This is a genomic window from Tardiphaga sp. 709, from assembly GCF_032401055.1.
In the GTDB taxonomy this organism is placed as follows: Bacteria; Pseudomonadota; Alphaproteobacteria; order Rhizobiales; family Xanthobacteraceae; genus Tardiphaga.
Map to the genome: position 1 here is coordinate 1,288,721 of NZ_CP135529.1, position 25,046 is coordinate 1,313,766.

Here is a 25,046-nt window from a genome sequence, read left to right on the forward strand (position 1 = left end):
GTCACCTTTACGGGCGACAGGTTGTTACTTCGGTCAGTCGAGCTTGGCGACTACGATGAGGCGCTTCACTTCGCCGTTGCGATAGGCCTGCAGGAACTTGTTGTAGTCCCGGAACGAGACGCAGCCGTTGGAATCGCCATTGGGGCCGAGCATGTAGGTATGGGCGAGCAGACCCGTGCGGCCATGGATCGCGCCCTCGCCGCCCACCGGCGTGAGGCGCAGCGCGGCCACACCATGGAACAGAGCCTCGCGCGGCTTCAGATCATAGATGTGCGGCGGCGTCACGCCGCGCATCTTCTCATGGGCATAAGCGGGATTGTCGAGACGGCTGCCGAGGCCGGAATGCGCTTCCAGCTTGGTGCCGTCGGGCATGTACACTTTACGCGCGGAGATGTCGTAGACCGCGGTGGTGCGATCGCTCAGGGTAGGCTCATTGCTGGCCGCCGCATCGGTGCCGTTGCTCAGCACGCCACCGTCGGAGCCTGCATAAGCGAGCACAGGGCCCGACTGCGGAGCGTTGCCACCGAACAGTTTTTCAAAGACGTTGAAATTGCCGGACTTGGGCTGCGCAGCCAGCGCCAGCCGCGCCTTCTGAACCAGCGAGTCGTGGCCGTAGGCACCGCCCCTGGCGGCGCTGGCCTGTGCGACCGGCTGCGACGGCGCTTGTGTTGTCTGCTGCGGCGCGGACGGCGTACGGGCATCGGAGGGTCGCGCGGCCGGCATCGGAATGCTGTCGACGAGCTGGCGTACCGTCGGTGCCGGCTGCATCAGTGCGACTTCCTGCGGCTTCGCGGCTGGTGCAGGTACAACAGCTTCAGAAGCCGGGTTGCGCTTGACGAAGCGCTCGGGCGCGGCGCCCATCGAATAGGTCGGGTCGAACCAGGCGACCTGACGCTTCGGTTCGGTCTGCGCGGCAGCGAGCGGCGCATTGACGGCCGGCTCGAAACGCTCGGAGAAGGATGTGCGGTGTTCGGTGCGTGAGAAGCGGCCGTCGAAGCGCTCGGCGAAGGACGACTGGCCAACGCCTGCATCATTGCCGAGATTGGCCGAGACCATCGCAGGCTCCACGCCATTCTGGAAAAGCTTGCCGGCGAGCGTCCATCCACCGGTCAATGCGACGGCGGCAAGAGCTGCGCCCGTCACGAACATGCGTGAACTGGATTTAGACACCTGGTGCGGGCCTCGGCGTGAGGGTGCAGAATGGTTCAACGCACGTTTACTGCTGCTCATACGCCTGACGTCCAACACACGTTTACTAAGCTCCCTGCCCGTTGTGCCTGACGAGACACACAGGTCTCGAAAAGCACCGCACAGCGATGCGAAACGCCATTAAGGCGAGTTTTAGTTAAATGCGGATTAATTGGAGGTCCCCCACCGATACCTACCTAAAGGCCTGCCAATCATGGCCTTTTTGAGTAAGTGAAAGGACAAATTCGGGGAACCTGCGAGAGCTCTAGAGCTCTCGCAGGCCGGTCTCAGGCGCGCTGGGGTTTTGGGTCACGCCCGGCCCGAACTATTGGCGCGCTGTGATTAGGCCATTGGCCTAGTGTGGGGCTGTTGCGCCGGGAACCATGTCCGCTACGGCGGTCTCCCGGCAACGCTTATGATCCTCTTTCAGGGAGCTATTGGCTACCAAACCACAGAAACCTCAATAGCTTAGCTTCGGATACCAGTCGGTGCCCCGCCCCTCCGGCGTAACGTCCAGAATCGTCCAGAGCGGCATCAGATCCGGCGCCCCGCGCGGGTCTTGGCCGGGATCGGCCGTGGATCCATCCATCTCGCCGCTCCAGAAATGGCGAATCTTGCCGCTGCGGCGGGTGAAGACGTTGAAGGCAGCGTCGTCGCCACCGTCCTTGGTCAGCCCGTGATAGTCACGGCTGAATTCGCCGGAGGTGTCCGAGAACAGCGGCAGGTAATGCCAGCCACGCTGCTTCTTGAAGGCGACCAGCCGCTCGATCGGCGAGCGCGCCACAACGGCCAGCGCCACGCGCTGAGTAATGTCAGGCACCTCGCCGTCCCATGCCGACAGCAGCGATGTGCACATCGGACAAGGTTTCTCGCGCTGCGGCCCATACATGTAGGAGTAGATGACAAGCGTCTGCTTGTCGCCGAACAGACCCGCGAAATTCACGGGGCCCTTCTCGCCGATGAAGCCGTAGTCCTTGGTCACCTCGCCGCCATCTGGCAGCGCACGACGCAGCTCCGCGACGCGCTCGATCTGACGCCGTAGTTCGATCTCCTCGACAAGCAACGCATTACGCGCATCGCGGTATTCACGGCTCTCATTGGGATAGCGAAAACTGGCCTTCTTCACGAGTTCGGGCGCAGGCGTCAGGCTGGAACCGGTCATGACATGATCCTCCCTTGGTGAATTTCAACGTGTTCCGTCTGAAAGACGTTCCGGGACCGGCCGATCCGACATGACAAAGCAACAAGTTCATTGTGCGCGGTTCAAGAGTCCGCATCGCAGTTGACGCCCTGCACGCCGACGCCCATGAGTGCGCCATGCGCCTGTTTCATTTCAGCGACGAGAACAACATCGAAGTCTTCATGCCACGGCCGGTGAAGGTGGCAACGCCTCGCGCCCAGGGACAAGAGTGGCTCAACGGTCCCCTGGTCTGGGCGATCGATGACTGGCATGCGCCGATGTATCTGTTCCCACCAGACTGCCCGCGTATTTTTGTCTGGCCGACAGCGAGCACGACGCCGGAATACCTCACGGCCTACAAGAAGATGACCACCTGCCGCATGGTTGCGCATATCGAACTCAGCTGGCTGGACAGACTCTCCCATACCACCATCTATCGCTACGAGCTTTCGCCGGACGGGTTTGAAGCGCTGGACGATGCGGGTATGTGGATTTCGCGCACGCCTTCCATGCCGCTGAACATGGAGCGGATCGACAACATCGAAAAGGCACTGGAAGCCGCCGGCGTCGAATTGCGCGTCCTGCCGTCCCTGAAGACGCTGGCGCCCTTGTGGGAGACATCGCTGCATGTCAGCGGCATTCGCCTCCGCAATGCATAGGACGGATCGATCGAGCTGCCTTAAACCGACAAAGCATGCCTGGATTTCAGAAGCCGTAGGATCGTAGCATCTTCGCGACATTCGTCGCTCGTTGTCGCGATGTGTGACGGGTATAGCTTCAGCGAAGTGCCGACGTTTTATCCATCTCACAATGACCCACGAGCTCAGGCCGCAGTATCGGCCTTCGCACGGCGATGACTGACCACGACGCGGTTGCGACCCTCACGTTTGGCCTCGTAAAGCGCGGCGTCGGCGGCCGCGAGCAGGTCGTCACCGTTAGCGACGTGCACCGGCATCACTGCCAGACCGATCGACAGTGTGACGCCATCGAGCATGGCCGATGGCAACGTCACCTGCATGCGATGCACGGCATCGAGCACCTGCTGCGCCCGCTGCGCTGCAACCTCGACCGTGACGCCCGGCATCAGCATCAGGAACTCCTCGCCGCCGAACCGGCCGATGATATCCGAGGCGCGCGTCGTCTCGCGCAATATCCTGCCGAGGCCGCGCAGCACGGCATCACCCGCCTCATGGCCGTGACTGTCATTGATACCCTTGAAGTGATCGATGTCGAGCATCGCCAGCGCGAGCGGCTTGCCGTCCTGCTGGCTGCGCGTGGTCTCGCGCACCAGGGCATCTTCGAGGTAGCGGCGGTTGTGAAGATCCGTCAGCGGATCGCGCACCGCCTGCTGACGCAGTAACTCGCGGAGTTCGAGATTGGCCATCGCCAGCGACACCTGTTCGGCCAGCATCGTCGCCAATTGATCCGCCCCCTCACCGAACACAGAGGTATGCTCGCGATACAGCAGACCAAGCAGGTTGTTCTGCGCGATCAGCGGCTGACAAACGAACCCCGTACCGGTGATACCGCACGGACCGGCATGATTGCAGACCAATCCCTGACTCGCCTCTGAAATCGGGAATGTCGTGCCGCGACGCAGCGCCCAGCAGTCATCGACCGGAAACGATACCGCATCGGCCTGTAGTGCGCCCCAATGGGCGCCGCGCTGAACTGCGTTGCGTGCGTTATTTAGATAGTACAGCGCGCCCGCCTCTTCCGTGAACAGGTAGCCTGCATAGGTCTGAACCGCCGCAAAAATCTCTTCGCGCGACTGACACGACTGCAGCACGCCCGAGAGTTCAGTGAGCAGCACGATTTCCTTGGCGCGAATTTCCGATAATTGCAGCGAGGTCGTCAGCCGTTCGTTGGCCTCCTCCATAGCCTGCGCATGTGCCCGCCGCTCCGCCTCGACAGCAAGTGCGTCGGTCTTGTCCTGGATCACCCAGAGGATATCGCCGGTAGCCAGCGGCTTGCCATAGGCATCCACCAGCAGCGTGGAGCCGTCGCTGCGGCGCAGATGCAGTTCGACTTCCGTCGCCATGGCGCTGTCACGAATACGATTCAACGCGGCATCGAACGCCTCCCCGTCCGCCTTCGTCGCAACCAACTCGTCGATCGTGTTGCCGGGAAGCGCAGTGGAGCTGCGACCGCAAAGTTCGGCGATCCGGCGATTGCCGCGCAGGATGCGATGGCCGGCCGTAAACAGGATGCCTGCCAGCGGATTGTCGACCAGCGCGCGCTGCTCGGCATCGAGCGTGCTGAGATTGCCGGACAACCGGCGCGACCGCATCGTGATCACGGCGAGCAGCATCATCAAGAGGCTGATGGCGCTGCCGCTAGCGAGGACGACGTTCGGCACTATATGGCTGACCTCGTAGATCGAGCCGGGATTGGCGGTGAACAGGACGCGCCATACGCGCTCGCCGACAACCAGCGAACGATCCGCCGAGATCCCCGCCGACATCACCATCTGCGTCACGAGACCGAGATTGGGCTCAAGACTGTCATACATGAGGGTCGGAGTGACGGTCGCATCTTCCGGCTCGCCAATCATGACGCCTTCCGGCGTCGGCTTGGCATAACCGCGATCAACCACCTGGATATGCATTTGCTGCAGCGTGCGCGGATCGAGGATGCCGCGCATCAGGTCATTGGTACGATAGACCGATGCAACGAAACCGTGGAGCGCTGCGTTTCGCTGCGAGACGGTCTGCGTGGGCTCGCCGGCCCGGTAGATCGGTGCGCGGATAATGAAGCCGAGACCACCCGAGGTGTCCTGCACCAGTTTGACCGGCGGCGTCGCGACAATCCGGCCGGTCTCCGCGGAACGCCGCAGCGAGTCCAGCTGTGCAGGATTGGCGCCGGCATCGAAGCCCAGCGCACTTTCGTTGCCGCGCATCGGCTCTACGAATTCGACCACGTTGTAGATTGATCGTGGCCCCGGCGGACGCAGGGCGAAATCCGGCTGTCCGGAATGCTCGATGCTCTTGTCGGCACGAACTTCGGCAACGAAGGCATCGAGATGGTCCGGCGTCACATGACGCAGCGACTGCAAGGCCTGGAAGCCGGGATAGCGGCGGCCAAGATCGAGCACATCGATGTAGCGTCGGAACTGGGCGCGATCGACACGGCCAATCGAGGCGTACAACCCCTGCATGCTGACCAGTACTTCGGCGTGGGTGCGCAGCCGTTCGCTGATCGCATTGGAAATATCGACGGCGTCGGCAGCGAAGCGACGCTGCATATCGGCCGCGATCAGGCGTTCCGAGAATTCGCGAATGGCGAATGTCGCGGCAAGGCCGGCTCCGAGAATGGCTGCTGCAACGAAAGTCGTCCGCCGCGCCTGCGGCGCCAGCAAGTCACGCAATGCCATGTCGAGTTCCCTGAACTGACCCGGCCCCCGGCTTCGGATCACAGTACCTAGGTCGGGTGATACCGGCATCGGGATTTAGATTCTGTTGCGCTGCCCACCCGCGAACCACCTCAGAACCGGACACTTGACGACATCCTTAATCACGGATAATAATTATCCACGATAGAGGTGGAATAAAGCCATGAAGATGAGCGACGGGGTTGAGCAGGCGATCCACAGCGTGGCCATGCTCGCAGGCCTGCAATCGAACGGCGTGTTGTCCGCCGGCGCCCTCGCCGAATTTCATGGCGTGTCCACCAGCTATCTCCTGAAACACCTGCAGGCGCTTTCGGGGGCCGGCTTGCTCATCGCACAGCCTGGCCCGACCGGCGGCTATCGCCTTGCCCGGACGCCAGACCAGATCACCCTGCTCGATGTCGTCCTTGCCGTCGAAGGCACCGCTTCCGCCTTCCGCTGCAGTGAAATCCGCCAGCGCGGCCCCAATCCCCTGCCCGGCAAACCGACGGCGCCCTGCGGCATCAATGCCGCGATGTTGCGCGCCGAGCGCGTCTATCGCGATGAGCTGGCCAAGGTGAGCATCGCCGATGTGCTCGGCGATCTCCGCGCCAAGGATACTGACGGCGCCATCGCCGCCCGCGGCTGCGCCTTTCTGGAACTCAATGAACGTCGCCGTAACGCCAACTGAAACCTGAAACCGCACACCAAGGAGAAAGACCATGCAAGCCCGCCTCAACATCGCCAAGGCCGCCCCCGACGCCTACAAGGCCGTCGCCGCGCTCGATCAATATGTCGTCAAGGAAAGCGGCCTCGAGCCTGCGATCGTCCATCTCATCAAGCTCCGCTCATCGATCATCAATGGCTGCGCCTTCTGCGTCGACATGCATGTGAAGGAATCCCGTCACGACGGTCTCAGCGAGCAGTGGATCAACATGATGTCGGTTTGGCACGAATCCACGGTCTATACGCCGCGCGAGCGTGCCCTCCTCGGCTGGGTCGATGCGGTCACGCTGATCGCGCAGACCCGTGCACCCGATGCCGATTATGAAGCGCTGCGCGCGCATTTCTCGGAAGAGGAATGCCTCAAGATCACCGTGGCGATCGGCGCCATCAATGCCTGGAACCGTCTCGCCGTCGGCTTCCGCGTTCCGCATCCGATCGAGAAGCCGAAGGCTGCTGCCTGAACACAGGCTTCAGCAGATCATCGACAAGCAAAAGGCCGGGTTGAAACATCAACCCGGCCTTTCTTGGCTTCTGCTTTGCCCGACCGATGTGTCAGGCAATATGGCTAGTGGTCAGAAAAGCTTCGCGCCAGACGCATCCACGACCTTGCCCCAGCGGGCGTAATCGTCCTTGATCGTCTTGGCGAAAGACTGAGGCGTCGAGGTCGTGATGCTGAGGCCCTGCTTTTCGAGACGCTCGCGAACATCCGGCAGCGCGCCGATGCGCACCACTTCGGCGTTCAGGCGATCGACGATGGCATCGGGCGTCCCTGCAGGTACGACGAGGCCGAACCAGGAGTCGACGACAAAGTCAGCCACGCCTGCTTCCGCCGGCGTCGGCACATCGGGAAGCTGCGACGAGCGCTCGCGGCTGGTAATCACGAGACCCTTGACCTTGCCGTCGCGGATCTGCGGCGCCAGCACCGTCAGCGTGTCGAAAGACAGGTTCACCTGATTTCCGAGCAGCGCATTCACAGCCGGAGCGCTGCCCTTGAACGGCACGTGCAGCAGATCCGTCTCTGTCAGGCTCTTGAACAGCTCGCCGCTCAGATGGCAGAGCGTGCCGGGTCCGCACGACGAATAGGTGAACTTGCCGGGCTCACGTTTGGCCGCAGCGACGAGCTCCTTGACTGATGACACCGGCGTATCCGGGCTGGCCGCGAGCACGTAAGGCACCGACGTCAGCATGGCCACCGGCGTGAAGCTCTTGAAGGGGTCGTAAGAGATGGTCTTGTTGATATGCGGCAGGATCGTGAGCTGCCCTGCAGGCGCCAGCGACAGCGTGTAGCCATCTGGATCCGCCTTGGCGACAGCGTCGGCAGCAATAGCCGTACCGGCACCAGCCTTGTTCTCGACCACAATGGTCTGCTTCAGCGCCTCGCCGAGCTTGTCGGCATAGACCCGTGCGGTGATGTCCGCAGCGCCACCCGGCGGGAACGGAACGATCAGCTTGATCGTCCGGCTCGGCCAGTTGTCAGCGAAAGCCCCTGTTGCGCCGGAAACCAGCAGCACTGCCGCGAAAGCGCCTGAGAGGAAGCGAGAAGACATGACGGACCGCACGGTCGTATTCCTTATGATCGATGATGAGAGTATTTTGCCCGTGGCTCCCGCGACGTTTCGCAGAGATTTCGCAATCATTTCAGCGATGTGGGAGCACGTTTGTTACCACTGAAAATGTCATCGAGACGGGTTTCCGACAAGGAAATGCGATTGCAAATGCAGCGCAGAGGGTGGTGGATTGCTGTCGCCGAACAAGTCCTTGTGAGAAGTTACTTCTCTCTCGACAGCGGTGTCTTATGTTTGATCGAAACGTCGAAGTCGGAGAGCGTCATGACAGAGCTGGATCATTCGACCGAAAAGAGCCGCTACCTCAACGCCCCGAAACGCCCGGACTTCACGCTGGACCAGGACTGGGGCTCCTACTCCGCCGCCGAGCATGATCGCTGGGACCGTCTGTTCGCCCGCGCGCAGACCGTCCTTAAAGGCCGTGCCTGCGACGAATTCCTCGCCGCACTGAAAACGCTGCAGCTGTCCGAATCCGGGATTCCTGATCTGGAGAAACTGAGCGCACGTCTAAAGCCGCTGACTGGCTGGCAGATCGTGCCGGTTGCCGAACTGGTGCCTGACGAGATCTTCTTCGATCATCTTGCCAATCGCCGCTTCCCGGCCGGCGCCTTCATCCGCCCCGAACACGAAATGGATTACCTGCAGGAGCCCGACATCTTCCATGACGTCTTCGGGCACGTTCCGCTATTGGCGAACCCGGTCTATGCCGACTTCATGGAGGCCTATGGAAAAGGCGGCCAGCGCGCGATGGCGCTCGGCCGATTGAAAAACCTGGCACGATTGTACTGGTACACGGTGGAGTTCGGACTGATGAAGAGCGCGGACGGGTTGCGCATCTTCGGCGCCGGCATTCTGTCGTCAGCAACAGAGTCGGTCTTCGCCCTGGAAGACGCCTCGCCGAACCGGATCACGTTCGATCTCGAACGCGTGATGCGGACAAACTACATCATCGATGATTTCCAGCAGAGCTATTTCGTCATCGAGAGCTTCGAGAAACTGCTGCAGGACAGCTATCAGGATTTCGGCCCACTCTATACCCGCCTGGCCAGAGCAGACGACATCGCGGCCGACGATGTAACCCCAGAGGATCACGTCATCAGCCGCGGGACGCTGGACTATTTCAAGCGCAAGCGCGCGTCAGCCATTCATTGACTGGATGCGGAATTTAGCCGGCGACGCGCCGAAGCGACGACGGAAGCTGCGGTGGAAATAGGATAGTTCGTTGAAGCCGCAGGCGGCCGCGACTTCGCTGATCTTCAGGCTGCACTGGCGATCGCCGGTCAGCATGCTGCGGGCCTTTTCAAGCCTCAACTCCATGATCCGATCGGTGATGCTGAGGCCGGAGCCCTGCAGCAAATCCTGAACGTAGCGGACGGACAGGCCGAGCTTCTCGGCGACCACCCGGGTCGAGAACTGCTGGTCAGCAAAGCTCTCGTTGATCTGACTGATCACGCTGGCGATCCGCGCTCCGCGCAGGCCGCCGACCTCGGTGAGGTTCACGGGGTCCGGCTTTTCGATGCTGTGCACCTTGGCACGATCGGATCCAAAGTCGGAGTGGCTGCTGAATGCGAGATTTGTGTTTTCCATGTTCCCAATCACCGCCCATTTCAATGTGTGCGGAGATAGGTCGTCCGGACCCCTGACTTTGGTTCAACGCCGACGACGATAATTTATCATCTTTTGAAACCATAGCGGCGCACTGCGCCCCGGTGATGACCCGTCAGTCGTTGGCCGGTGGTCGTCGTGTGGTCCCGCGATCGCGCTCCCCAGTAGTACTTCCAGGTGAGACCGAGCAGCGACAGCCGCTCACAATGCGACGCCAAGTGCGCGATCCAGCACGAGTCACGCGCTTACGACCACGACGAGAGCGGTATTTTTATACATGGTCGCTGCCGAAATGACGCGCGAAGCAGCCCCGATTCCTCGAAGGCCGCCAGCGCACCTGCAAGGAAACGACATGAAACAGCTTCTCCTCGGCGCCATCGGCATCCTCAGCCTCGGCAATGCCGCCATCGCCGCAGATGTGCCGGCCCGCGCCTACACCAAGGCTCCTGTGATCGACCCCGCCTATAACTGGACCGGCTTTTACGCCGGCGTTCATGCCGGTTACGGTTTCGGCGCGACTGAATGGCAGATCCTGAATATCGGGACCGACGGCGCGCTGGGCGGCATTCAGGCCGGCTACAATCAACAGATCGGCAACCTGCTGCTCGGCATCGAGGCCGACATCAGCTTTAGCGGCATCAAGGGCAATCGCTCGGTGAGCGTTCTGAACCAGGCCACACTGACCCAGACGTCGCAAATCAACTGGTTATCGACCGTGACCGGGCGCGTTGGCTTCGCCAATGGCCGCTGGCTCACCTACGCCAAGGGCGGCTTCGCCTGGGCCAATGAAGATCACGGCTACGACGTTCAGGTCTCGGTGCCGGGGCCGGACAGAATCACACTATCCGGCAGCGAGACACGGCGGGGTTGGGTCGTCGGCGCCGGCATGGAATATGCGCTTGCCAACAGCTGGTCGCTACGCGGCGAATATAATTTCATCAGCTTCCCCGACCACGACTTCGACTTTAACGGCACTCAGGCCTCTGCCGGGCCGATCGCCTCCACCACCTCGACCAAGCAGACGCTGCATCTCATCAAGCTCGGCGCGAACTACCAGTTCGGCGCTCCGAACGAAGCCAAGCCGATCCCGCCGCTGCAATACGCACAGTCGGGATTCGACTGGACCGGGCTCTATCTCGGTGCGCAGGCCGGCTACGGATCTGGACAAGGCGACTGGCGCGACTATACGCCGGTTGGCAAGTTCTCGATGACCGGCGGCTTCGGCGGCGGCCAGATCGGTGCCAATGTGCAGCTCGGCGTGATCGTCATGGGCGTCGAAGGCGAACTGGTCGGCGGTGATATTGGCGGGGGTACCCGCATCAACGTCGGCGGCAATCTCGACATGAGTTCGCGAACTGACTGGCTAGCGATGGCTACCGCGCGCATCGGTATGGTGACCAACGAGCGCTGGCTGACCTATCTCAAGGGCGGTGTCGCCGTCGCCGGGGATCATCATGCGATATCGGCGGTGTCGGGCCCGATGTTCGTAAATCTCGATGGAGCTCGTATCCATACCGGCTACGTGGTCGGTGCCGGCGTGGAATACGCCTTCGCGCCAAGCTGGTCCGTCAAGGCGGAGTACAACTACATCGGCTTCGGTCATGACAAAGCGAGCCTCGAAGGCGTCATCAACGCGCCTCCGACCGTCGGCTCCTATTATTTCAATTCCGATATTGCGCAGAGCATGCAGCTCGGAAAGATCGGCGTGAACTATCACTTTGCGCCATAAACGCGACAGCCGACCGCCATCGCGCTATCAAGCGATGGTGGTCGCGCTGCCTAACGCGGCAACATCTCGGGTGGCGGCGACCGATCAAGTACATCGCCCTTCGCGTCCTGGAGAAGGTTCAGCTCGACATTCTCCACGACCAGCGGGCCACGCTTGCGTTTGAGGTCAGCCACTTTCTCGATATTCGCAAAAGCCGCCCGCCATTCCGGATTGGCAGCGGCATTTTGCTCACCCACCAGCAAAAGCTTGCCAGACAGCTGCTCTGCGCTCGGCTCCGGCATGTTCACCCAGCGAATGCGCTGGGTGCGCTGGAAGACACAGGTCCCCTTCGGCAAATAGAAGGTCAGCCAACCCGTGGTGCCGTAATCGGGCGCCACCACGCATGTCGCCCCGACACGGACGCGAACCGCCTCGACGTCGGCCGCCAGCTCAACGAACCCCACGCCGATGCTGCGTACTGTCGCGTCACGCTTGTAGCCGGACAGCAGACCCGTATTGGCCTGCACCACCAGTGCTGTGAACATCACGACGCCGGTCGGCCCCGCCCAGCGCAGGCAGAAGTCCACCGTGCGCTGCTCTCGCGGCTTCCATTGCACAATGGTTGCCGCGACGGCAGCAATGATGGCCAGCGTCGGATAGACCGGCGCGAACCAGTTGGCCTCGACGCGGCTGTGCAGCGCGTGCCAGCCGAAATACAGCACGATGACCCAGAACATTGCATTCAGCAGCACCCGCGCCGGCCACGCGCCGGGCCTGCGGACGGCTAGGGCATAGAGGCCCATCACGCCGAGAATGAACACCAGCGGTGTCGCGAAGGCGAATTGCGTCGGAATCAGTTCAGCGATGAAGGCCGGATTGAAGTGATCGATCCGGGCACGTCCGAGTTGCTTGATGAAAGACACCCAGCCATGTTCGGCATTCCAGAACAGCACCGGCGAGAACACTGCGAGCGCTACCAGACCGCCGAGATAGGGCCATGGCGAGATCAACCAGCGCCGCATCTTCGGCACCGCAATCAACCAGATCAGGATCGCCGGCCCGAAAAACAGTGCGGTATATTTCGATAGCAGCGCTACGCCGACGGCCAGGCCCACCGCGAGCCACCACGCGCCCTGCCCGGTGGCCAGCACCTGGGCCAGCGCCAACAACACGAAACTCGAAGCGACCAGTACCGGCGCGTCCGGCGTGACGATCATCAAGCCGACCGACGTGATCATCGTCGCATTGAGCAGGATCACCGCCGTTGACGCGGTCCGTCGACCGCCGAAGAGCAACTCGGCCGTGCGATACACCGCCCAGCTCATCGGCAACGCCAGCAGGACCGAGACGACGCGTACACCGAATTCGGTATCGCCCGCGATCATGGTGCCGAGCCGGATCACCACCGCGACCATCGGCGGGTGATCGTAGTAACCGCCGGCCAGATGCTTCGACCACATCCAGTAATAGGCTTCGTCGAAGGTCAGCGGCGTCCATGCGGCCGCCGCGAGCCGCAGCAGCACCAGACCGACGACCACGGCCGCGGTGCCGCGAACCAGCCGCAGTTCCTGCGTGGTCATCCAGCGATCACCGTTTCCGCCACACGAACAGGCCGGACATCCCGTAATTCCAGACCACGCCCATCAGCGCGCCGGCCGCACCGGCCAGCCACCAGATAGGCTCTTGGTCGAAGACCGACCAAGCCACGCCGACATTGGCGAGCAGACCCACGCTGCAGACCACGTAGAAGATCAACAGACCGCGGATGATGCCGAGACCTTTCAGCCGCTGGTCGCGATAGGTGAGGAAATTGTTGAGCAGGAAGTTGCCGGTCATAGCGCAAAGCGCCGCAATGGCCTGCGCCTCGGCGAATGGCGCATCGAAGACTTCAAGTGCGACGAACAGCACGGCGAAATGCACGAACAGACCGATCGAACCGACCAGCGCGAACAGCAGGAAGCGCAGCGATACGGTATCGTTGGTCAGCTTTGCCAGCACGAGGCCCAGGAAATCGAGCGCCACCATGGAATCGAGCTTGCTCTCGCCATGCAGCCGCGAACCGAAGGTGTAAGGCACTTCGATGACGCGCAGGTCGCCCCCGGCTGTCGCCACGACATCGAGCAGAATTTTGAAGCCCTGAGTGGACAGTCTCGGTGCCAGTTGTTCAAAACGATCGCGGCGGATCATGAAGAAGCCGCTCATCGGATCGGCGATCTCGACCTTCAGCACCCGCTGCGCGACCGCGGTCGCGAACTTGCTGGCACCGAGCCGCTGCTGATTGAAACTGTCGGCGCTGCCGCCCTCGATATAGCGGCTGCCAATCACCAGTTCGGCGGCGCCGCTCTCGATCAGACCAAGCATCTTGCCTAGCTGGGTCTCATCGTGCTGCAAGTCTCCGTCGATCACGGCCGCGCAGGGCGCGCTGGAGGCCAACATGCCCTCAATGCAGGCGCCGGACAGGCCGCGCCGGCCGATGCGCCGGATGCAGCGCACGCGCGAGTCACCCCGCGCCAGCTCACGTACCGCGTCGGCCGTGCCGTCCGGCGAATTGTCGTCGACGAAAATGACTTCCCAGGAAATGCCGACCAGCGCCGCGTCCAGCCGCTGCACCAGGGTGGCGACATTGCCGCGCTCGTTGAAAGTGGGGACGACGACGGACAGCTGCAGCGGAGCGCCCGCCTGCAATATCTGTCCGGGCCCCGGTCTGATGGCTTCGTTCATGGCGCCAGCATATATCTGCCGCGCCGGACCATGCCAAGGCGGACAGGGAACGGCGAGGCCTTAACAGGCGCCGGAACAAGCCATCAGAGGGGGAATGGCCAAAAGCGGCCCAGAAATGCCAACGACCCCGAACAACAGGCGCACGTACATCCGGCGCACCGAGCTATTCAAGGTCGTTCCAGCGCCGGAGCTGTTAAGCATCAACGTCGCCGTTGCAGACAAGATAGGGATGCTGGAGCCGTTCCGCAAGGGTATCCGGCACTGGTTTCAACGCCACAGTCCGGCCGCAACACCGCACTCTGGCACCATTCTGTTGCTGGCGAGCTATAGCCAGTCTTGCCCGTGCCCGCTACCTTGCCCCGGTCAACAGCGGCGCGTTCGCGCGGTTTTCTGAGGCGGAAGCCCCGCCTGAACCGCGACCACAATCGTCTCCGCGCGTGATAATCGGAGATGCCATGCGACGCTCGCTCGGACCATGCCTATTCGCTGCATCGCTGACGCTGGCATCCTTCGGCACCAGCCATGTCACCGCGCAGACAATTGATACCGTCACGACGACACTGCTGTCCGATTCGCGCGTCATGGCTGCGCTCGAGGCCATCAAGGCCGACGACGCCCGCACCCTGAAAGAGCAGATCCGGATCACCGAAATTCCCGCGCCTCCGTTCAAGGAGAACGTGCGCGGCAACTATATTCTGTCACGGTTTCAGGAACTGGGCTTCAAGGACGCCGTGATTGACGCCGAGGGCAATGTGATCGCCCGGCGCAAGGGCACCGCCGGAACGCCGAAGCTGGTCATCTCCGCACATCAGGACACTGTATTTCCCGAGGGGACCGACGTCACGGTGAAGGAAAAGGACGGCGTCTATCTGGCGCCCGGGATCGGTGACGATGCCCGTGGGCTCGCGGCCCTGTTGTCTTTGATGCAGACCCTCAACACGCAGCAGATCGCGACGGTCGGGGACGTCATGTTCGTCGCCAGCGTCGGCGAAGAAGAGCTGGGCAATCTGCGCGGCGTCAAAGCCCTGTTTCGCGACAACAAGGACATCGACGGCTTCATCTCGATCGACGGCCTCGGCGTCACGCGCATCGTCAACCAGGGAACAGGAAGCCACCGCTACGAGATGATCTTCAAGGGTCCGGGCGGTCACAGTTTTCAGGAATTCGGCTTGCCGAGCGCGACCCATGCGCTGGGCCGCGCGGTCGCGAAAATCTCGGAGCTGCAGACACCCGCGGATCCAAAAACCACCTTCACGGTCGGAACGGTGAATGGCGGCACATCCGTCAACGCCATCGCTGCCGAAGCACGCATGACGATCGACATGCGATCGAATTCGACCGAAGAACTGTTGAAACTCGAAGCGAGGCTTCTCGATCAGGTGAAGGACGCAGTTGGTGAAGAAAACAAGCGCTGGGGATCGGACAAGATCACTGTCGAGATCAAACTGATTGGCGACCGTCCGGCGGGCGTTGTCGCGGAAGACTCTCCCCTCGTGCAGGCGACCGCGCGCGCCGTAACCGCGCTGACCCGCGCGCCCCATGTCACCTTTGCCGGCTCCAGCACGGACTCCAATCTCGCGATGTCGCTCGGCATTCCTGCGGTGACCATCGGCGGCGGCGGCCAGGGCGGCAACTGGCATTCGCGCAATGAATGGTACAAGCCCGTGGATGCGTATATCGGGCCGCAAAATGCACTGCTCACGATGCTTGTGCTGACCGGCGTGGAGGGTGTGACCAAGCCAGTGCTGCCGGCGCGACACTGAGTAATACGGCGAATACTGAAAGGATCGGCCTCACAATGGTTGCGAAATCCGGACAAATCCGTATCGGCATCGGCGGCTGGACCTTCGAGCCGTGGCGCGGGACATTTTACCCGGAAAAGCTGACCCAGGCGAAGGAGCTTGGCTACGCCGCCTCCAAGCTGACCTCCATCGAGATCAACGGCACCTATTATGGCTCGCAGAAGCCAGAGAGCTTTCGCAAATGGGCGAGCGAGGTGCCGAATGATTTCGTGTTCTCGCTGAAGGGCCCGCGCTTCGCCACCAACCGCAAGGTGCTTGCAGAAGCTGGCGATAGCGTGAAGCGCTTTTATGATTCCGGCGTGCTCGAACTCGGCGACAAGCTTGGCCCGGTGCTGTGGCAGTTCATGCCGACCAAGAAATTCGACGAGGCCGATTTCGGCGGCTTCCTCGAACTGCTGCCACGCGAACTGGATGGCCGCGCCCTGCGCCACGTGGTCGAGGTGCGGCATAACAGTTTCTGCACGCCGGCTTTCATCGCCCTGCTGCGCGAGCACAAGATCCCCGTTGTGTTCTCCGAACACGCGACCTATCCGGCGATCGCTGATGTCACCGCGGACTTCGTTTATCTGCGCCTACAGAAGGGTGAGGATTCGATCCCGACCGCCTATCCGCCCAAGGCGCTTGATGCCTGGGTCAAGCGCTTTCAGGATTGGGCTGGCGGCGGCGAGCCCGGCGACCTGCCACGTGTCGGCGATGGCAAAGTGAAGAAGCAGCCGCGCGACGTGTTTGCCTATGTGATTCACGAGGCCAAGGTGCGCGCACCGCACGGCGCGATGGCGCTGATCGAACGGCTAAAGTAACGCCCGCGGGCGCTACTCAATCCAGCTTGATGCCGGCCTCGCGGATCAATTTCGTCCAGGTCGCGTGTTCGGAGGCGATGAAGCCGTTGAGCTTGTCGTCGGGCATATCCCAGGGCTCGCCGCCGCTCTTCTCGAAGCGCTCCTTCAGATCGGGCAACACAGCCCGAATATCCTGACGGAGTTTGGCGATCACCGCAGGCGGCGTTTTGGCCGGCACGAAAATGCCCAGCCATGAATCCACATCGAGACCCGGCACGCCCGCTTCCGCCATGGTCGGCACGTCGGGCGCCAGCGGACTCCGCTTCGACGACAGCACCGCGATGCCCCTCACCTGCCCCGTCTGCACATAAGGTAGCCCGGCCGCAATCGAGTCGAAGAACAGGTCGATGCGGCCTGCCAGCAGATCGGCGAAGGCCGGTGGAGATCCCCTGTAAGGCACCTCCTGCAGCTTGACGCCGGCAGACTTCATGAAGGCCGCGGCCACCAATTGCTGGCCGGTCCCGACGCCGGCGGTCGCCACGGTGATCGACCCCGGCTTGTCCAGTGCGGCGGCAACGATTTCCTTCGGCGTCTGCTGCGGCAGATCCTTGCGGCCAACCATGACGTAGCCAAACTTGTAGACCAGCGCGACCGGCACGAAATCCTTGAGCGGATCATAGGCAAGCTTGGCGTAAAGCGCGGAATTGAAGGCCATGTTGGAGAGGCCGCCAACCATCAGCGTATAGCCGTCGGCGTCGCTCTGGGCCGCAGCCTGCGTGCCCACGACAGTGCCCGCCCCGGGCTTGTTCTCGACAAAGAACGCCTGCCCCGTTCGCTTTGCCAGCGCATCGGCAAGATGCCGTCCGACCAGATCGTAGCTCCCGCCAGGCGCGATCGGCACGATGATCCTGACCGGACGATCCGGATACGCGCCCTGTGCCGACACTGCAGAATGAAAAGACACAAGCGCGAGCGCAATCACGCTCAAAGCACCAACCATGCGAAGCATTATTCCCCCGGTGATATCAGCCATTGAATTGGCGGAGTTTGTTGAGTTGACTATGTGTCATGTTGCAGATCTGAGCAACGCCTCGCGGCTGGCCGCGACATTGTGCCAATCATTTGTCGATCACTTGGATGCTCACATGGCTCGCAAGATACCTCGCCTCTTCACCGTCGGTTACGAGCAGACGCCCGCGAAGGCCGTGCTCGATGAACTGCAAAATGCCGGCGTCAAGCTGCTGGTCGATGTACGTGCCGTCGCCGCATCGCGGCGGCCGGGTTTCTCCAAGAATCAGCTTGCCGCCGGCCTCGACGAGCGCGGCATCGGCTACATCCATCTGCGCGGACTGGGCACACCCAAGGACGGCCGCGAAGCCGCGCGTAGCGGCAAGCTCGCAGCGCTTGAGAAAATCTATATGGCGCATCTCAAGACACCGCAGGCACGGGAGGAGATGGATGAGCTGGCGGCGCTGGTGACAAAGTCCGGACCGGTCTGCATCCTCTGCTACGAGCGCGACCACGAACACTGTCATCGGCGATGGATCGCCGAGATCATCGAGGAGCGCGAAGGTGCAAAGGTTCAGAACCTGCTGCCGCCGCAGCTCTGACGGCGTTTAGATCACTCCAAGCAGATTTTTCGGATTCTCACTTATCCACACTGGACGGCGGCTTATCCCCAAGATAATCTACCTTAAGTTGTATCTCATGATTGTGTTTCTGTTGCGTTGGGTGGGGGCTCGATGCGTTGGGGACTGGCGTTACGCGCACTCTGTGTCGCCACGACCGCAATGGTCTACGGCAGCGTCGCGGCTCAGGATGCCGGCGAGATCGATGCCACGATCGAACCGGCATCCGGCTCATCGAGCTTCTGGTCGTCCCTGTTCGACACGCGTATCAAAAAACGGCGCGCCTTCGATTTTCTCTCCGGAGGCATGCCAGACCGTCTGATCTATTTCGGCGGCGTGGACGCGTCGCATTGGAGCCTTGGTGCCTATGGCGGCCTGCAATGGGCCCCCGCCGGCCTGAACAAGGATGGCTTCATCCTGCGTTTCTTTCTGTCGGAAAACCTCGAGCGCTACACGACAGGCACGCGCTCCGACTACACCCAGATCAGCCGCGCGGCGATCCTGCCGGGCTACCTCATCCGAAGCGGCAATCTGGAAGTGCAGCTCTTGGCTGGCCTCGATATGGAAGCCGACTATTTCTACCACGATCAGCGCCGCTCCCGGCTTCGCGCGATGCTCGGCGCGCGCGGCACAATGGATGTCTGGTGGGAGCCAACACGCGAGCTGATGCTGCAATATGCCATCTCAGGCACGACCATCGACACTGGCTATACCACGCGCATTGCGGCCGGCTGGCGCCTGTTCGATTTGTTCTGGATCGGCCCGGAGGCTGCACTGTCGAATGATTATTTCAGCCAGCAGACCCGGATCGGCGGCCATCTGACTGGCTTGCGCACCGGTCCCTACGAATGGTCATTCGCCGCGGGACATGTGCGGGACAATTTCGAGCGCCAGGGAGTCTATGCGCGCTTCGGCATGGTCATGCGACCGCCCCGCGCGCCATTCTTCGAGAACTGACGCAGCACTCAGCCCAAGCGCCAGATAGCCTGCGGCAGGTCATAGCCGCGGATCGGCACATCGCCGAGCAGCTCCGCATCGCTGCAAGTGTCGCCCAAGGCATCGCGTATGGAGGCAGAGATCAGTAATTGCGAGCCGAACTGTTTGTTGAGCGCCTCAAGCCGAGCCGCGAAGTTCACGGTATCGCCGATGACGGTATATTCCTTGCGGCGCGGGGAGCCAACGTTGCCGGCAATCACGGCCCCAATATGAAGCCCGATGCCGATGCGCAGGGGCCATTCGCTGTCCCGATTGCTTCTCTCGACAGCTATGAGCATCTCGCGCGCCGCCTGCACGGCGCAATGCGCCGCATTCGGATCCTCAATGGGCGCTCCGAACAGCGCGAGAAATCCGTCACCGAGAAACTTGTTCACGATCCCGGAATGTCGATCCAGCACGTCGACCAATAGAGCAAAGGTCTCGTCGAGCCGATCCACCACCTCGCGGGGCGAATGCACACGGGTCGCTGCGGTAAAGTTACGGATATCGACGAACATCACCGCGACCTGACGCATCTCGGTCGTAGAGCTCGTTCCCGACGCCAGCAACTGCTCCACAACCTGCGGCGAGACATGCTGACCGAACAGATTGGTGACACGATCGCGCGCCGAAGTTGCCGCGATGCTCGCCTCGAACTGGCGACGGAGTTGCAAGCCGACCGCGCCTGCAAGAATACCGCAGAGCAGGACCATGGCGCTGCGGATAAGCTGAAACGCAAAATCCGGCGCGGGTTCCGAGGCGAATTGCACCGGATGATACAGCATGGCCAGCGCGAGCATCTGGGCGGCCGCGACAAAGCCGGTAAACGTCGACAGCCAGAAATCGAGCCGAAGCGTGGATAGAATGATGAAGATGAAATAGGACAAAGGCGCCGCAAATGCCAACGCCGCCGCCGGCCCCATCCAGCCCATGTGGAGATGCAGTGCAGCCGTTGGAATGCTGGTCTCGATGAGTGCGCTCAGATAGCGCCGCCCCTGCGCAATATCCTGCCCTGCAGCGATGCGCTGATTGATCTTGTAAAGAACGAAGAATTCGAACAGCAGCAGCGGGCCCGTGATCATAAAAGACGATGCGAGATCGAACTGGCCATTGGATATGCGCGCGAAGCTCGACGGCGCCAGCAGATAGGCGATGGACAGCGACAGCGTCACGATCACCACGGTGCCAATGACCGTCCTGACCCGCAACCGTTCGGTCAACAGCATCTCGCGGCTCAGCGCCTTGCGAAATTCGCGAACGGACGGATCGGCGTCGGCGGCAGACTTCAGAAGTGTCCGGAAAAATTGAATCATTGCAGCAGTCTAGCTGCCGCAGACCCATTGAACGAGATATTTGTCTGGGAGCTCTAGCCCTTGGCGTCGCAGGCCCAGGCCCGGATGACGCATTCCTTACCGCCGTAGTCATAGCATTTCTTGGTCGCTTGATTCAGCGAACTCGAAATACGGGGCGCCACGGCATAGCCGTGTGCGCCGCAGGGATTCTTCATATCCACGGCGAAGGCTGCACAGGCGCGGTTCATCGTTACGGTCGTGCATTCGCCCTTGCACTGCTTTTTAGCAGCCGCCAGCGCCGCCCCCTGCGCCGGATAGTCGAATGCCTGGCCATAGGCGCCGCACTTGCCCACGGCGAGGGCACCAGCGGCCGAAGCCACATCCATGGCACCGACGCTCATCAACAAGGCAACAGCGAGAATCGCGCGACGACGCGCGGTAGCAAACAGCGACAATTTCCCCTCCCCCGAGGTCGATCGAGGCAGACACTACAGGGAGGGCGTTTCAACTTGGTGAACGAAAGTGAAATGCGGCGGCCGCCGCATGCGCCATGGGTTAGCCGCTCCGCGCGTCTTCCAGCGCCTGCGGTGTATCGATATCGAGGAAGGCACCGTGACCTTCGACCGCCACATCGGCAACGGCTTCAGCGTGCTTCACGATCAGGTGCCGAGCCCCGATATCGCCGTCCAGCGTCATCAACTCGTTGAAGAAGCGCCGAGACCACAACACGGGATTACCGCGCCGGCCGTCGCTCACAGGGACAACGATGAGGTTACCGCGATCCGGCGCGAAGGATTCGATCAACCGGTCGATCAAGCGGGCATCGATCAGCGGCATGTCGCCAAGACAGACCACAGTTCCATTGGCATCGGCCGGGACTGCTGCGATGCCGGCCTTCACCGAACTGGCGAGACCATCGGCAAAATCCGGATTGTAAACGAACGCAACCTTGAGCCCGACCAGCGCCTTCTCGACCTCCGGTGCCTGATGGCCCGTAACGACGGTCACGCTGGACGCCTTCGATGCGATAGCCTGTTCGGCGACTATCCGGACCAATGCCTTGCCGTTGAGTTCGGCGAGCAGTTTGTTCGGCCCACCCATTCGGGTCGAGCGGCCCGCAGCCAGAACGACCGCCGCGACGTTGCTGTTGCCATCGGTGCCGACGGGCACGCGCGGTTGCGGCCGGGTGACGATTTCCATCAGCAAACCGCCGACGCCCATGCCGGTGAGATCGGCGCGGGTCACCTTGAGGCCGGCCAGCAGCCGCATCAGCACCCAGTCGAAGCCGTTTTCCACCGGCGACCGCGCGCAGCCTGGCGCACCCAGCACCGGCACGTTGCCGGCCCGGCCGATCAGAAGCAGATTGCCAGGATCGACCGGCATGCCAAAATGTTCGATGGCGCCGCCGATCTGTTCGATCGCCGACGGAATGACATCGCGGCGGTCGGCAATGGCCGAGGCGCCGAACACAATCACCAGTTCGGCGCCAAGCCCGAGCAGTTCCTTGATTGTCTTCGCGAGCACCTTCTCGTCGTGTGGCACGCGGCGCTCGGCGATGATCTTCGCACCGGCAGGCGCGAGACGCTCTTCGGTCACACGCAGGGTCTTGTCTATCACCTTCGGCGATAGCCCCGGCAACAGTGTCGAGACGATACCGACTTTCTTGACCGTATAAGGCGCGATACGCATTGCGCCGCCCGAGGCAGCCTGGACGGCCGCGTCGCGCAGCGTACCGGCGACGCCGAACGGGATCAGCTTGACGGTCGCGATCATCTCGCCTTCGACAACCGGCTTGTAGGCCGCCAGCGTTGCAAAGGTGATCGCTTCATCGACGGCATTGATGCGATCGACGATGGCGCGATCGACGACCAGCACACCCGGAGTCCCCGCAAACAGATTGGCGCGGCCCGTGAAGGCTCGCTCGACATTGACGCCCTCGCCCGCCACCGCCCGCGCGATACTGGCCGCAGCGACGTCTTCGGACACATCACCGTCCTCGAGACGCACCACGACCACATCCTTGACCCCCGCGCCGGTCAGCGCTGCTACCTCATCGGGACCGATAGTGGTGCCCTTCTTGAGAACGAGCGAGCCCTGACGCAGTGTATGGACGGTCACGCCGCCAAGTGCATCCGCCGGACTGGCGGGACCGAACTTCATGGGTTGCTCACTTTGGACAATTCCGCGGGTATCGTCTTGGGCATGCGCAGTTCGGCGGTGATCTCGGCCATGATCGAGACCGCGATCTCCGATGGCGAAACAGCACCGATATTGAGACCGATCGGCGCCTTGATCCGCGCGAAGTCAGCCTCGCTGACGCCCTGCGCCTTCAGCCGGTCACCGCGCTTGGCGTGCGTCTTTCGCGAACCCAGCGCGCCGATATAGAAGCAGTTCTTCTCGAACGCGTGCAACAGCGCTGGATCATCGATCTTCGGATCATGGGTCACGGCGACGAAGGCTGTGTAGTGATCGATGTTGAGGCCCGGCAGCGCCTCATCCGGCCATTCGGCGATCAGCTTCACGTCCGGGAAACGCTCGGGGCTGGCAAAGGCCGTGCGCGGATCGACCACGGTGACGTCGTAATCCAGCGACCGCGCCAGCGGCGCCAGCGCCTGGCTGATATGGACGGCGCCGATGATCACGAGCCGCGCGGTCGGCGCATAGACGTTGAGAAACTGCTTCTTGCCGTCCACCTCGACCATCGCGCTCTTGCCCATGCGCAGCTGCTTCTCGAGCTCGGCATGCAGCGGATCAGCGCCGAAATCGGCGGCCTTCACCAGGCGTTGTGTTCCATCGGATATATCGGTGATCAAAATAACGGGGCGCCGAGCGGCGCGTTCCGTGTTCAGGGTGGCAAGTGTCTCGGCTTTCACGACTGGCCGACCTTCTCGACGAACACACGAATGGTGCCGCCGCAGGACAGACCAACATTCCAGGCGGTCTCGTCGGCAACGCCGAATTCGAGCAATTTGGGCTCGCCACTCGCAATCACATCGAGCGCCTCGGTGACCACGGCGCCTTCGACGCAACCGCCGGAAACCGAACCCAGGAAGGTGCCGTCGTCATTGATGACGAGATTCGAGCCTGCGGGGCGCGGCGCCGAACCCCAGGTCTCAACCACGGTGGCCAGCGCCACGCCGTGCCCGGCCTTCTGCCACGCCTCGGCAGCCTGCAGGATGTCTTCATCGCGATTGAGCATGGAAGCCTCTCTTAAGCTGCGGGCCGGATCAGGCTGCGGTGATGGACCGGGGGCGCCGATGACAGTGCCTTGATCAATCCGTCGATCGAACTCAAATTATGCACCGGGCGGAATTCGTCAACGTGCGGGAGCATCATTTTGATGCCCTGAGCCTTCGGCTCGAAGCCGTCGAAGCGTAATAGCGGGTTAAGCCAGATCAGCCGCCGGCAGGAGCGATGCAGCCGGTCCATCTCGAAGGCCAGCTGCAGAATCCGCTTCGCGCTCCAGCCCGTCCGAGATCAGCAGCACGATCGCCCCTTGGCCGAGCACGCGGCGTCCCCAGAGCTTGTTGAAGTTGTGCAGCGACGCGGAAATGCGCGTGCCGCCGGCCCAGTCTTCCACCGAAGCCGAGCACGAGGCAAGCGCCTCGTCGGGATCACGCGACCGCAGCGCCCGCGTCACATTGGTCAGCCGGGTGCCAAACAGAAAAACCGAGACACGCTTGCGGGCGTCCGTGATGGCATGAAGAAAGTGCAAGAACAGCCGGGTATATTCACTCATCGAGCCGGAAATATCGAGCAACGCGACAATCGGCGCCGGCTTGTCGATCAGGCCTAGCCTGCGGATATCGATGATGTCGCCGCCCGTGCGCAGGCTGCCACGCAGCGTGCGCCGCAGATCGAGCCGCGCGCCGTGCTTGTCCGGCTGGGTGCGGCGCGTGCGCAGTTCAGCCTGCGGCAACCGCATATTGGCGATCGCGCGCGTGACCTCAGCGATCTCCGCGGCGCTCATCTGCGCAAAATCCTTCTTCTGCAAAACCTCGCGGTCGGAGACCGACAGCCTGATCTCCTGTTCCTGCGGTGCCTCGCGCTCTTGGCCCTGCGCCGGCTGCGCCATCGCCTCCTGCACGCGGCGCGAGGCCGGCGGCGGCTTCCGCTTGGCATCGTCGGGCAGCGGCACCGAATCCAGCATCTGCTTCCATTCGTCGGCCGCACGGAAGAATAGATCGAAGGCTTGGGCAAACACCAGCGCATGCTCGTGGCGTTTGACGAAGATCGCTTCCAACGTCGTGAACACGTCGGCGCGCTTGCCGATCTCGATCATCTGCAAGGCATTCAGCGCATCGATCACCGCCCCCGGCCCGACCGGAAGCCCGGCAGCGCGGAGCGCACGCGCGAAGCCGATGACATTGTCGGCCATCTGGCCGGTCGGTGGGTTGAGATGGTCGATGGGCAAACCTAACTCCGTCGTTCCGGGGCGGTCGCGCCACTTGCGCGACCGAACCTCAGCCACTCCAATTGGAGTGGTGGGGAACCTCGATGTGTTCAACTA

At 62.1% G+C, this 25,046-nt stretch carries 22 protein-coding genes and 1 pseudogene; 9 read left to right on the forward strand and 14 right to left on the reverse strand.

Annotation, left to right across the window (positions count from 1 at the left end; translation table 11 throughout):
- Positions 1–33 precede the first annotated feature (33 nt).
- On the reverse strand, positions 34–1,170 hold the full coding sequence (locus RSO67_RS06795) for a DUF2778 domain-containing protein (protein WP_315842861.1): 1,137 nt from the start codon (positions 1,168–1,170) through the stop codon (positions 34–36).
- Positions 1,171–1,648: 478 nt separating this feature from the next.
- Positions 1,649–2,350 carry a DUF899 family protein gene (locus RSO67_RS06800; RefSeq protein WP_315842862.1) on the reverse strand — a complete coding sequence of 234 codons (702 nt, stop codon included), beginning with the start codon at positions 2,348–2,350 and terminating at the stop codon, positions 1,649–1,651.
- Positions 2,351–2,505: 155 nt separating this feature from the next.
- Here RSO67_RS06800 and RSO67_RS06805 point away from each other — a divergent pair, with 155 nt between their 5' ends.
- Positions 2,506–3,027 carry a DUF6886 family protein gene (locus RSO67_RS06805; RefSeq protein WP_315842863.1) on the forward strand — a complete coding sequence of 174 codons (522 nt, stop codon included), beginning with the start codon at positions 2,506–2,508 and terminating at the stop codon, positions 3,025–3,027.
- Between the two features lie 164 nt (positions 3,028–3,191).
- On the opposite strand, the gene RSO67_RS06810 is transcribed toward RSO67_RS06805, so the two are convergent.
- The gene (locus RSO67_RS06810; RefSeq protein WP_315842864.1) at positions 3,192–5,741 is read right to left on the reverse strand and encodes a diguanylate cyclase; all 2,550 of its coding nucleotides are present in this window, start codon (positions 5,739–5,741) and stop codon (positions 3,192–3,194) included.
- Between the two features lie 181 nt (positions 5,742–5,922).
- On the opposite strand from RSO67_RS06810, the gene RSO67_RS06815 reads away from it, so the two are divergent.
- Both RSO67_RS06815 and RSO67_RS06820 read left to right on the forward strand, forming a co-directional pair.
- On the forward strand, positions 5,923–6,426 hold the full coding sequence (locus RSO67_RS06815) for an Rrf2 family transcriptional regulator (protein WP_315842865.1): 504 nt from the start codon (positions 5,923–5,925) through the stop codon (positions 6,424–6,426).
- 31 nt (positions 6,427–6,457) lie between these two features.
- Positions 6,458–6,922, forward strand: coding sequence for a carboxymuconolactone decarboxylase family protein (locus RSO67_RS06820; RefSeq protein ID WP_315842866.1), 465 nt, complete (start codon positions 6,458–6,460; stop codon positions 6,920–6,922).
- Positions 6,923–7,033: 111 nt separating this feature from the next.
- Here RSO67_RS06820 and RSO67_RS06825 read toward each other — a convergent pair whose 3' ends face one another.
- Positions 7,034–8,008, reverse strand: a complete 975-nt coding sequence (locus RSO67_RS06825) for a tripartite tricarboxylate transporter substrate binding protein (RefSeq protein WP_315842867.1) — start codon at positions 8,006–8,008, stop codon at positions 7,034–7,036.
- A 282-nt stretch (positions 8,009–8,290) separates the two neighbouring features.
- On the opposite strand from RSO67_RS06825, the gene phhA reads away from it, so the two are divergent.
- The gene (gene phhA, locus RSO67_RS06830) at positions 8,291–9,178 is read left to right on the forward strand and encodes a phenylalanine 4-monooxygenase (protein WP_315842868.1); all 888 of its coding nucleotides are present in this window, start codon (positions 8,291–8,293) and stop codon (positions 9,176–9,178) included.
- On the opposite strand, the gene RSO67_RS06835 is transcribed toward phhA, so the two are convergent.
- Positions 9,164–9,613 carry a helix-turn-helix transcriptional regulator gene (locus RSO67_RS06835; protein ID WP_092146820.1) on the reverse strand — a complete coding sequence of 150 codons (450 nt, stop codon included), beginning with the start codon at positions 9,611–9,613 and terminating at the stop codon, positions 9,164–9,166. The two genes, phhA and RSO67_RS06835, sit on opposite strands and share 15 nt — an antisense overlap.
- A gap of 370 nt (positions 9,614–9,983) precedes the next feature.
- Between RSO67_RS06835 and RSO67_RS06840 the strand changes: the two genes are divergently transcribed.
- Positions 9,984–11,360 (forward strand): outer membrane protein, encoded by a 1,377-nt coding sequence (locus tag RSO67_RS06840; RefSeq protein WP_315842869.1) that lies wholly within the window; start codon positions 9,984–9,986, stop codon positions 11,358–11,360.
- 50 nt (positions 11,361–11,410) lie between these two features.
- On the opposite strand, the gene RSO67_RS06845 is transcribed toward RSO67_RS06840, so the two are convergent.
- Positions 11,411–12,919: a glycosyltransferase family 39 protein gene (locus RSO67_RS06845; protein ID WP_315842870.1), complete on the reverse strand. Its 1,509-nt coding sequence runs from the start codon at positions 12,917–12,919 to the stop codon at positions 11,411–11,413.
- Between the two features lie 7 nt (positions 12,920–12,926).
- Entirely contained in the window at positions 12,927–14,060 is a 1,134-nt protein-coding gene (locus RSO67_RS06850; RefSeq protein WP_315842871.1) for a glycosyltransferase family 2 protein, read from the reverse strand.
- 455 nt (positions 14,061–14,515) lie between these two features.
- Between RSO67_RS06850 and RSO67_RS06855 the strand changes: the two genes are divergently transcribed.
- Both RSO67_RS06855 and RSO67_RS06860 read left to right on the forward strand, forming a co-directional pair.
- A complete protein-coding gene (locus RSO67_RS06855; RefSeq protein WP_315842872.1) occupies positions 14,516–15,823 on the forward strand; it encodes a M20/M25/M40 family metallo-hydrolase in 1,308 nt (435 codons plus the stop codon).
- Positions 15,824–15,858: 35 nt separating this feature from the next.
- Positions 15,859–16,662 carry a DUF72 domain-containing protein gene (locus RSO67_RS06860; protein ID WP_315842873.1) on the forward strand — a complete coding sequence of 268 codons (804 nt, stop codon included), beginning with the start codon at positions 15,859–15,861 and terminating at the stop codon, positions 16,660–16,662.
- 16 nt (positions 16,663–16,678) lie between these two features.
- Here RSO67_RS06860 and RSO67_RS06865 read toward each other — a convergent pair whose 3' ends face one another.
- The gene (locus tag RSO67_RS06865; protein WP_315842874.1) at positions 16,679–17,641 is read right to left on the reverse strand and encodes a tripartite tricarboxylate transporter substrate binding protein; all 963 of its coding nucleotides are present in this window, start codon (positions 17,639–17,641) and stop codon (positions 16,679–16,681) included.
- A 145-nt stretch (positions 17,642–17,786) separates the two neighbouring features.
- Here RSO67_RS06865 and RSO67_RS06870 point away from each other — a divergent pair, with 145 nt between their 5' ends.
- Positions 17,787–18,251 (forward strand): DUF488 family protein, encoded by a 465-nt coding sequence (locus tag RSO67_RS06870; protein WP_184518298.1) that lies wholly within the window; start codon positions 17,787–17,789, stop codon positions 18,249–18,251.
- A gap of 132 nt (positions 18,252–18,383) precedes the next feature.
- Complete coding sequence (gene bcsS / locus RSO67_RS06875) at positions 18,384–19,226, forward strand: cellulose biosynthesis protein BcsS (RefSeq protein ID WP_315842875.1); 843 nt, start codon at positions 18,384–18,386, stop codon at positions 19,224–19,226.
- An 8-nt stretch (positions 19,227–19,234) separates the two neighbouring features.
- Here bcsS and RSO67_RS06880 read toward each other — a convergent pair whose 3' ends face one another.
- From RSO67_RS06880 to RSO67_RS06905, 6 genes and pseudogenes are all read right to left on the reverse strand, one after another.
- Positions 19,235–20,557, reverse strand: coding sequence for an adenylate/guanylate cyclase domain-containing protein (locus tag RSO67_RS06880; protein ID WP_315842876.1), 1,323 nt, complete (start codon positions 20,555–20,557; stop codon positions 19,235–19,237).
- Between the two features lie 53 nt (positions 20,558–20,610).
- Positions 20,611–20,937, reverse strand: a complete 327-nt coding sequence (locus tag RSO67_RS06885; RefSeq protein WP_315844185.1) for a DUF4189 domain-containing protein — start codon at positions 20,935–20,937, stop codon at positions 20,611–20,613.
- A gap of 154 nt (positions 20,938–21,091) precedes the next feature.
- Positions 21,092–22,696, reverse strand: a complete 1,605-nt coding sequence (locus RSO67_RS06890) for a molybdopterin-binding/glycosyltransferase family 2 protein (RefSeq protein WP_315842877.1) — start codon at positions 22,694–22,696, stop codon at positions 21,092–21,094.
- The gene (locus RSO67_RS06895) at positions 22,693–23,409 is read right to left on the reverse strand and encodes an XdhC family protein (RefSeq protein ID WP_315842878.1); all 717 of its coding nucleotides are present in this window, start codon (positions 23,407–23,409) and stop codon (positions 22,693–22,695) included. Before RSO67_RS06895 ends, RSO67_RS06890 begins: the two co-directional genes overlap by 4 nt.
- Positions 23,406–23,735, reverse strand: coding sequence for an XdhC family protein (locus RSO67_RS06900; protein ID WP_068736040.1), 330 nt, complete (start codon positions 23,733–23,735; stop codon positions 23,406–23,408). Before RSO67_RS06900 ends, RSO67_RS06895 begins: the two co-directional genes overlap by 4 nt.
- 11 nt (positions 23,736–23,746) lie before the next feature.
- Positions 23,747–24,950: pseudogene (locus tag RSO67_RS06905) on the reverse strand (vWA domain-containing protein).
- Between the last annotated feature and the right edge of the window lie 96 nt (positions 24,951–25,046).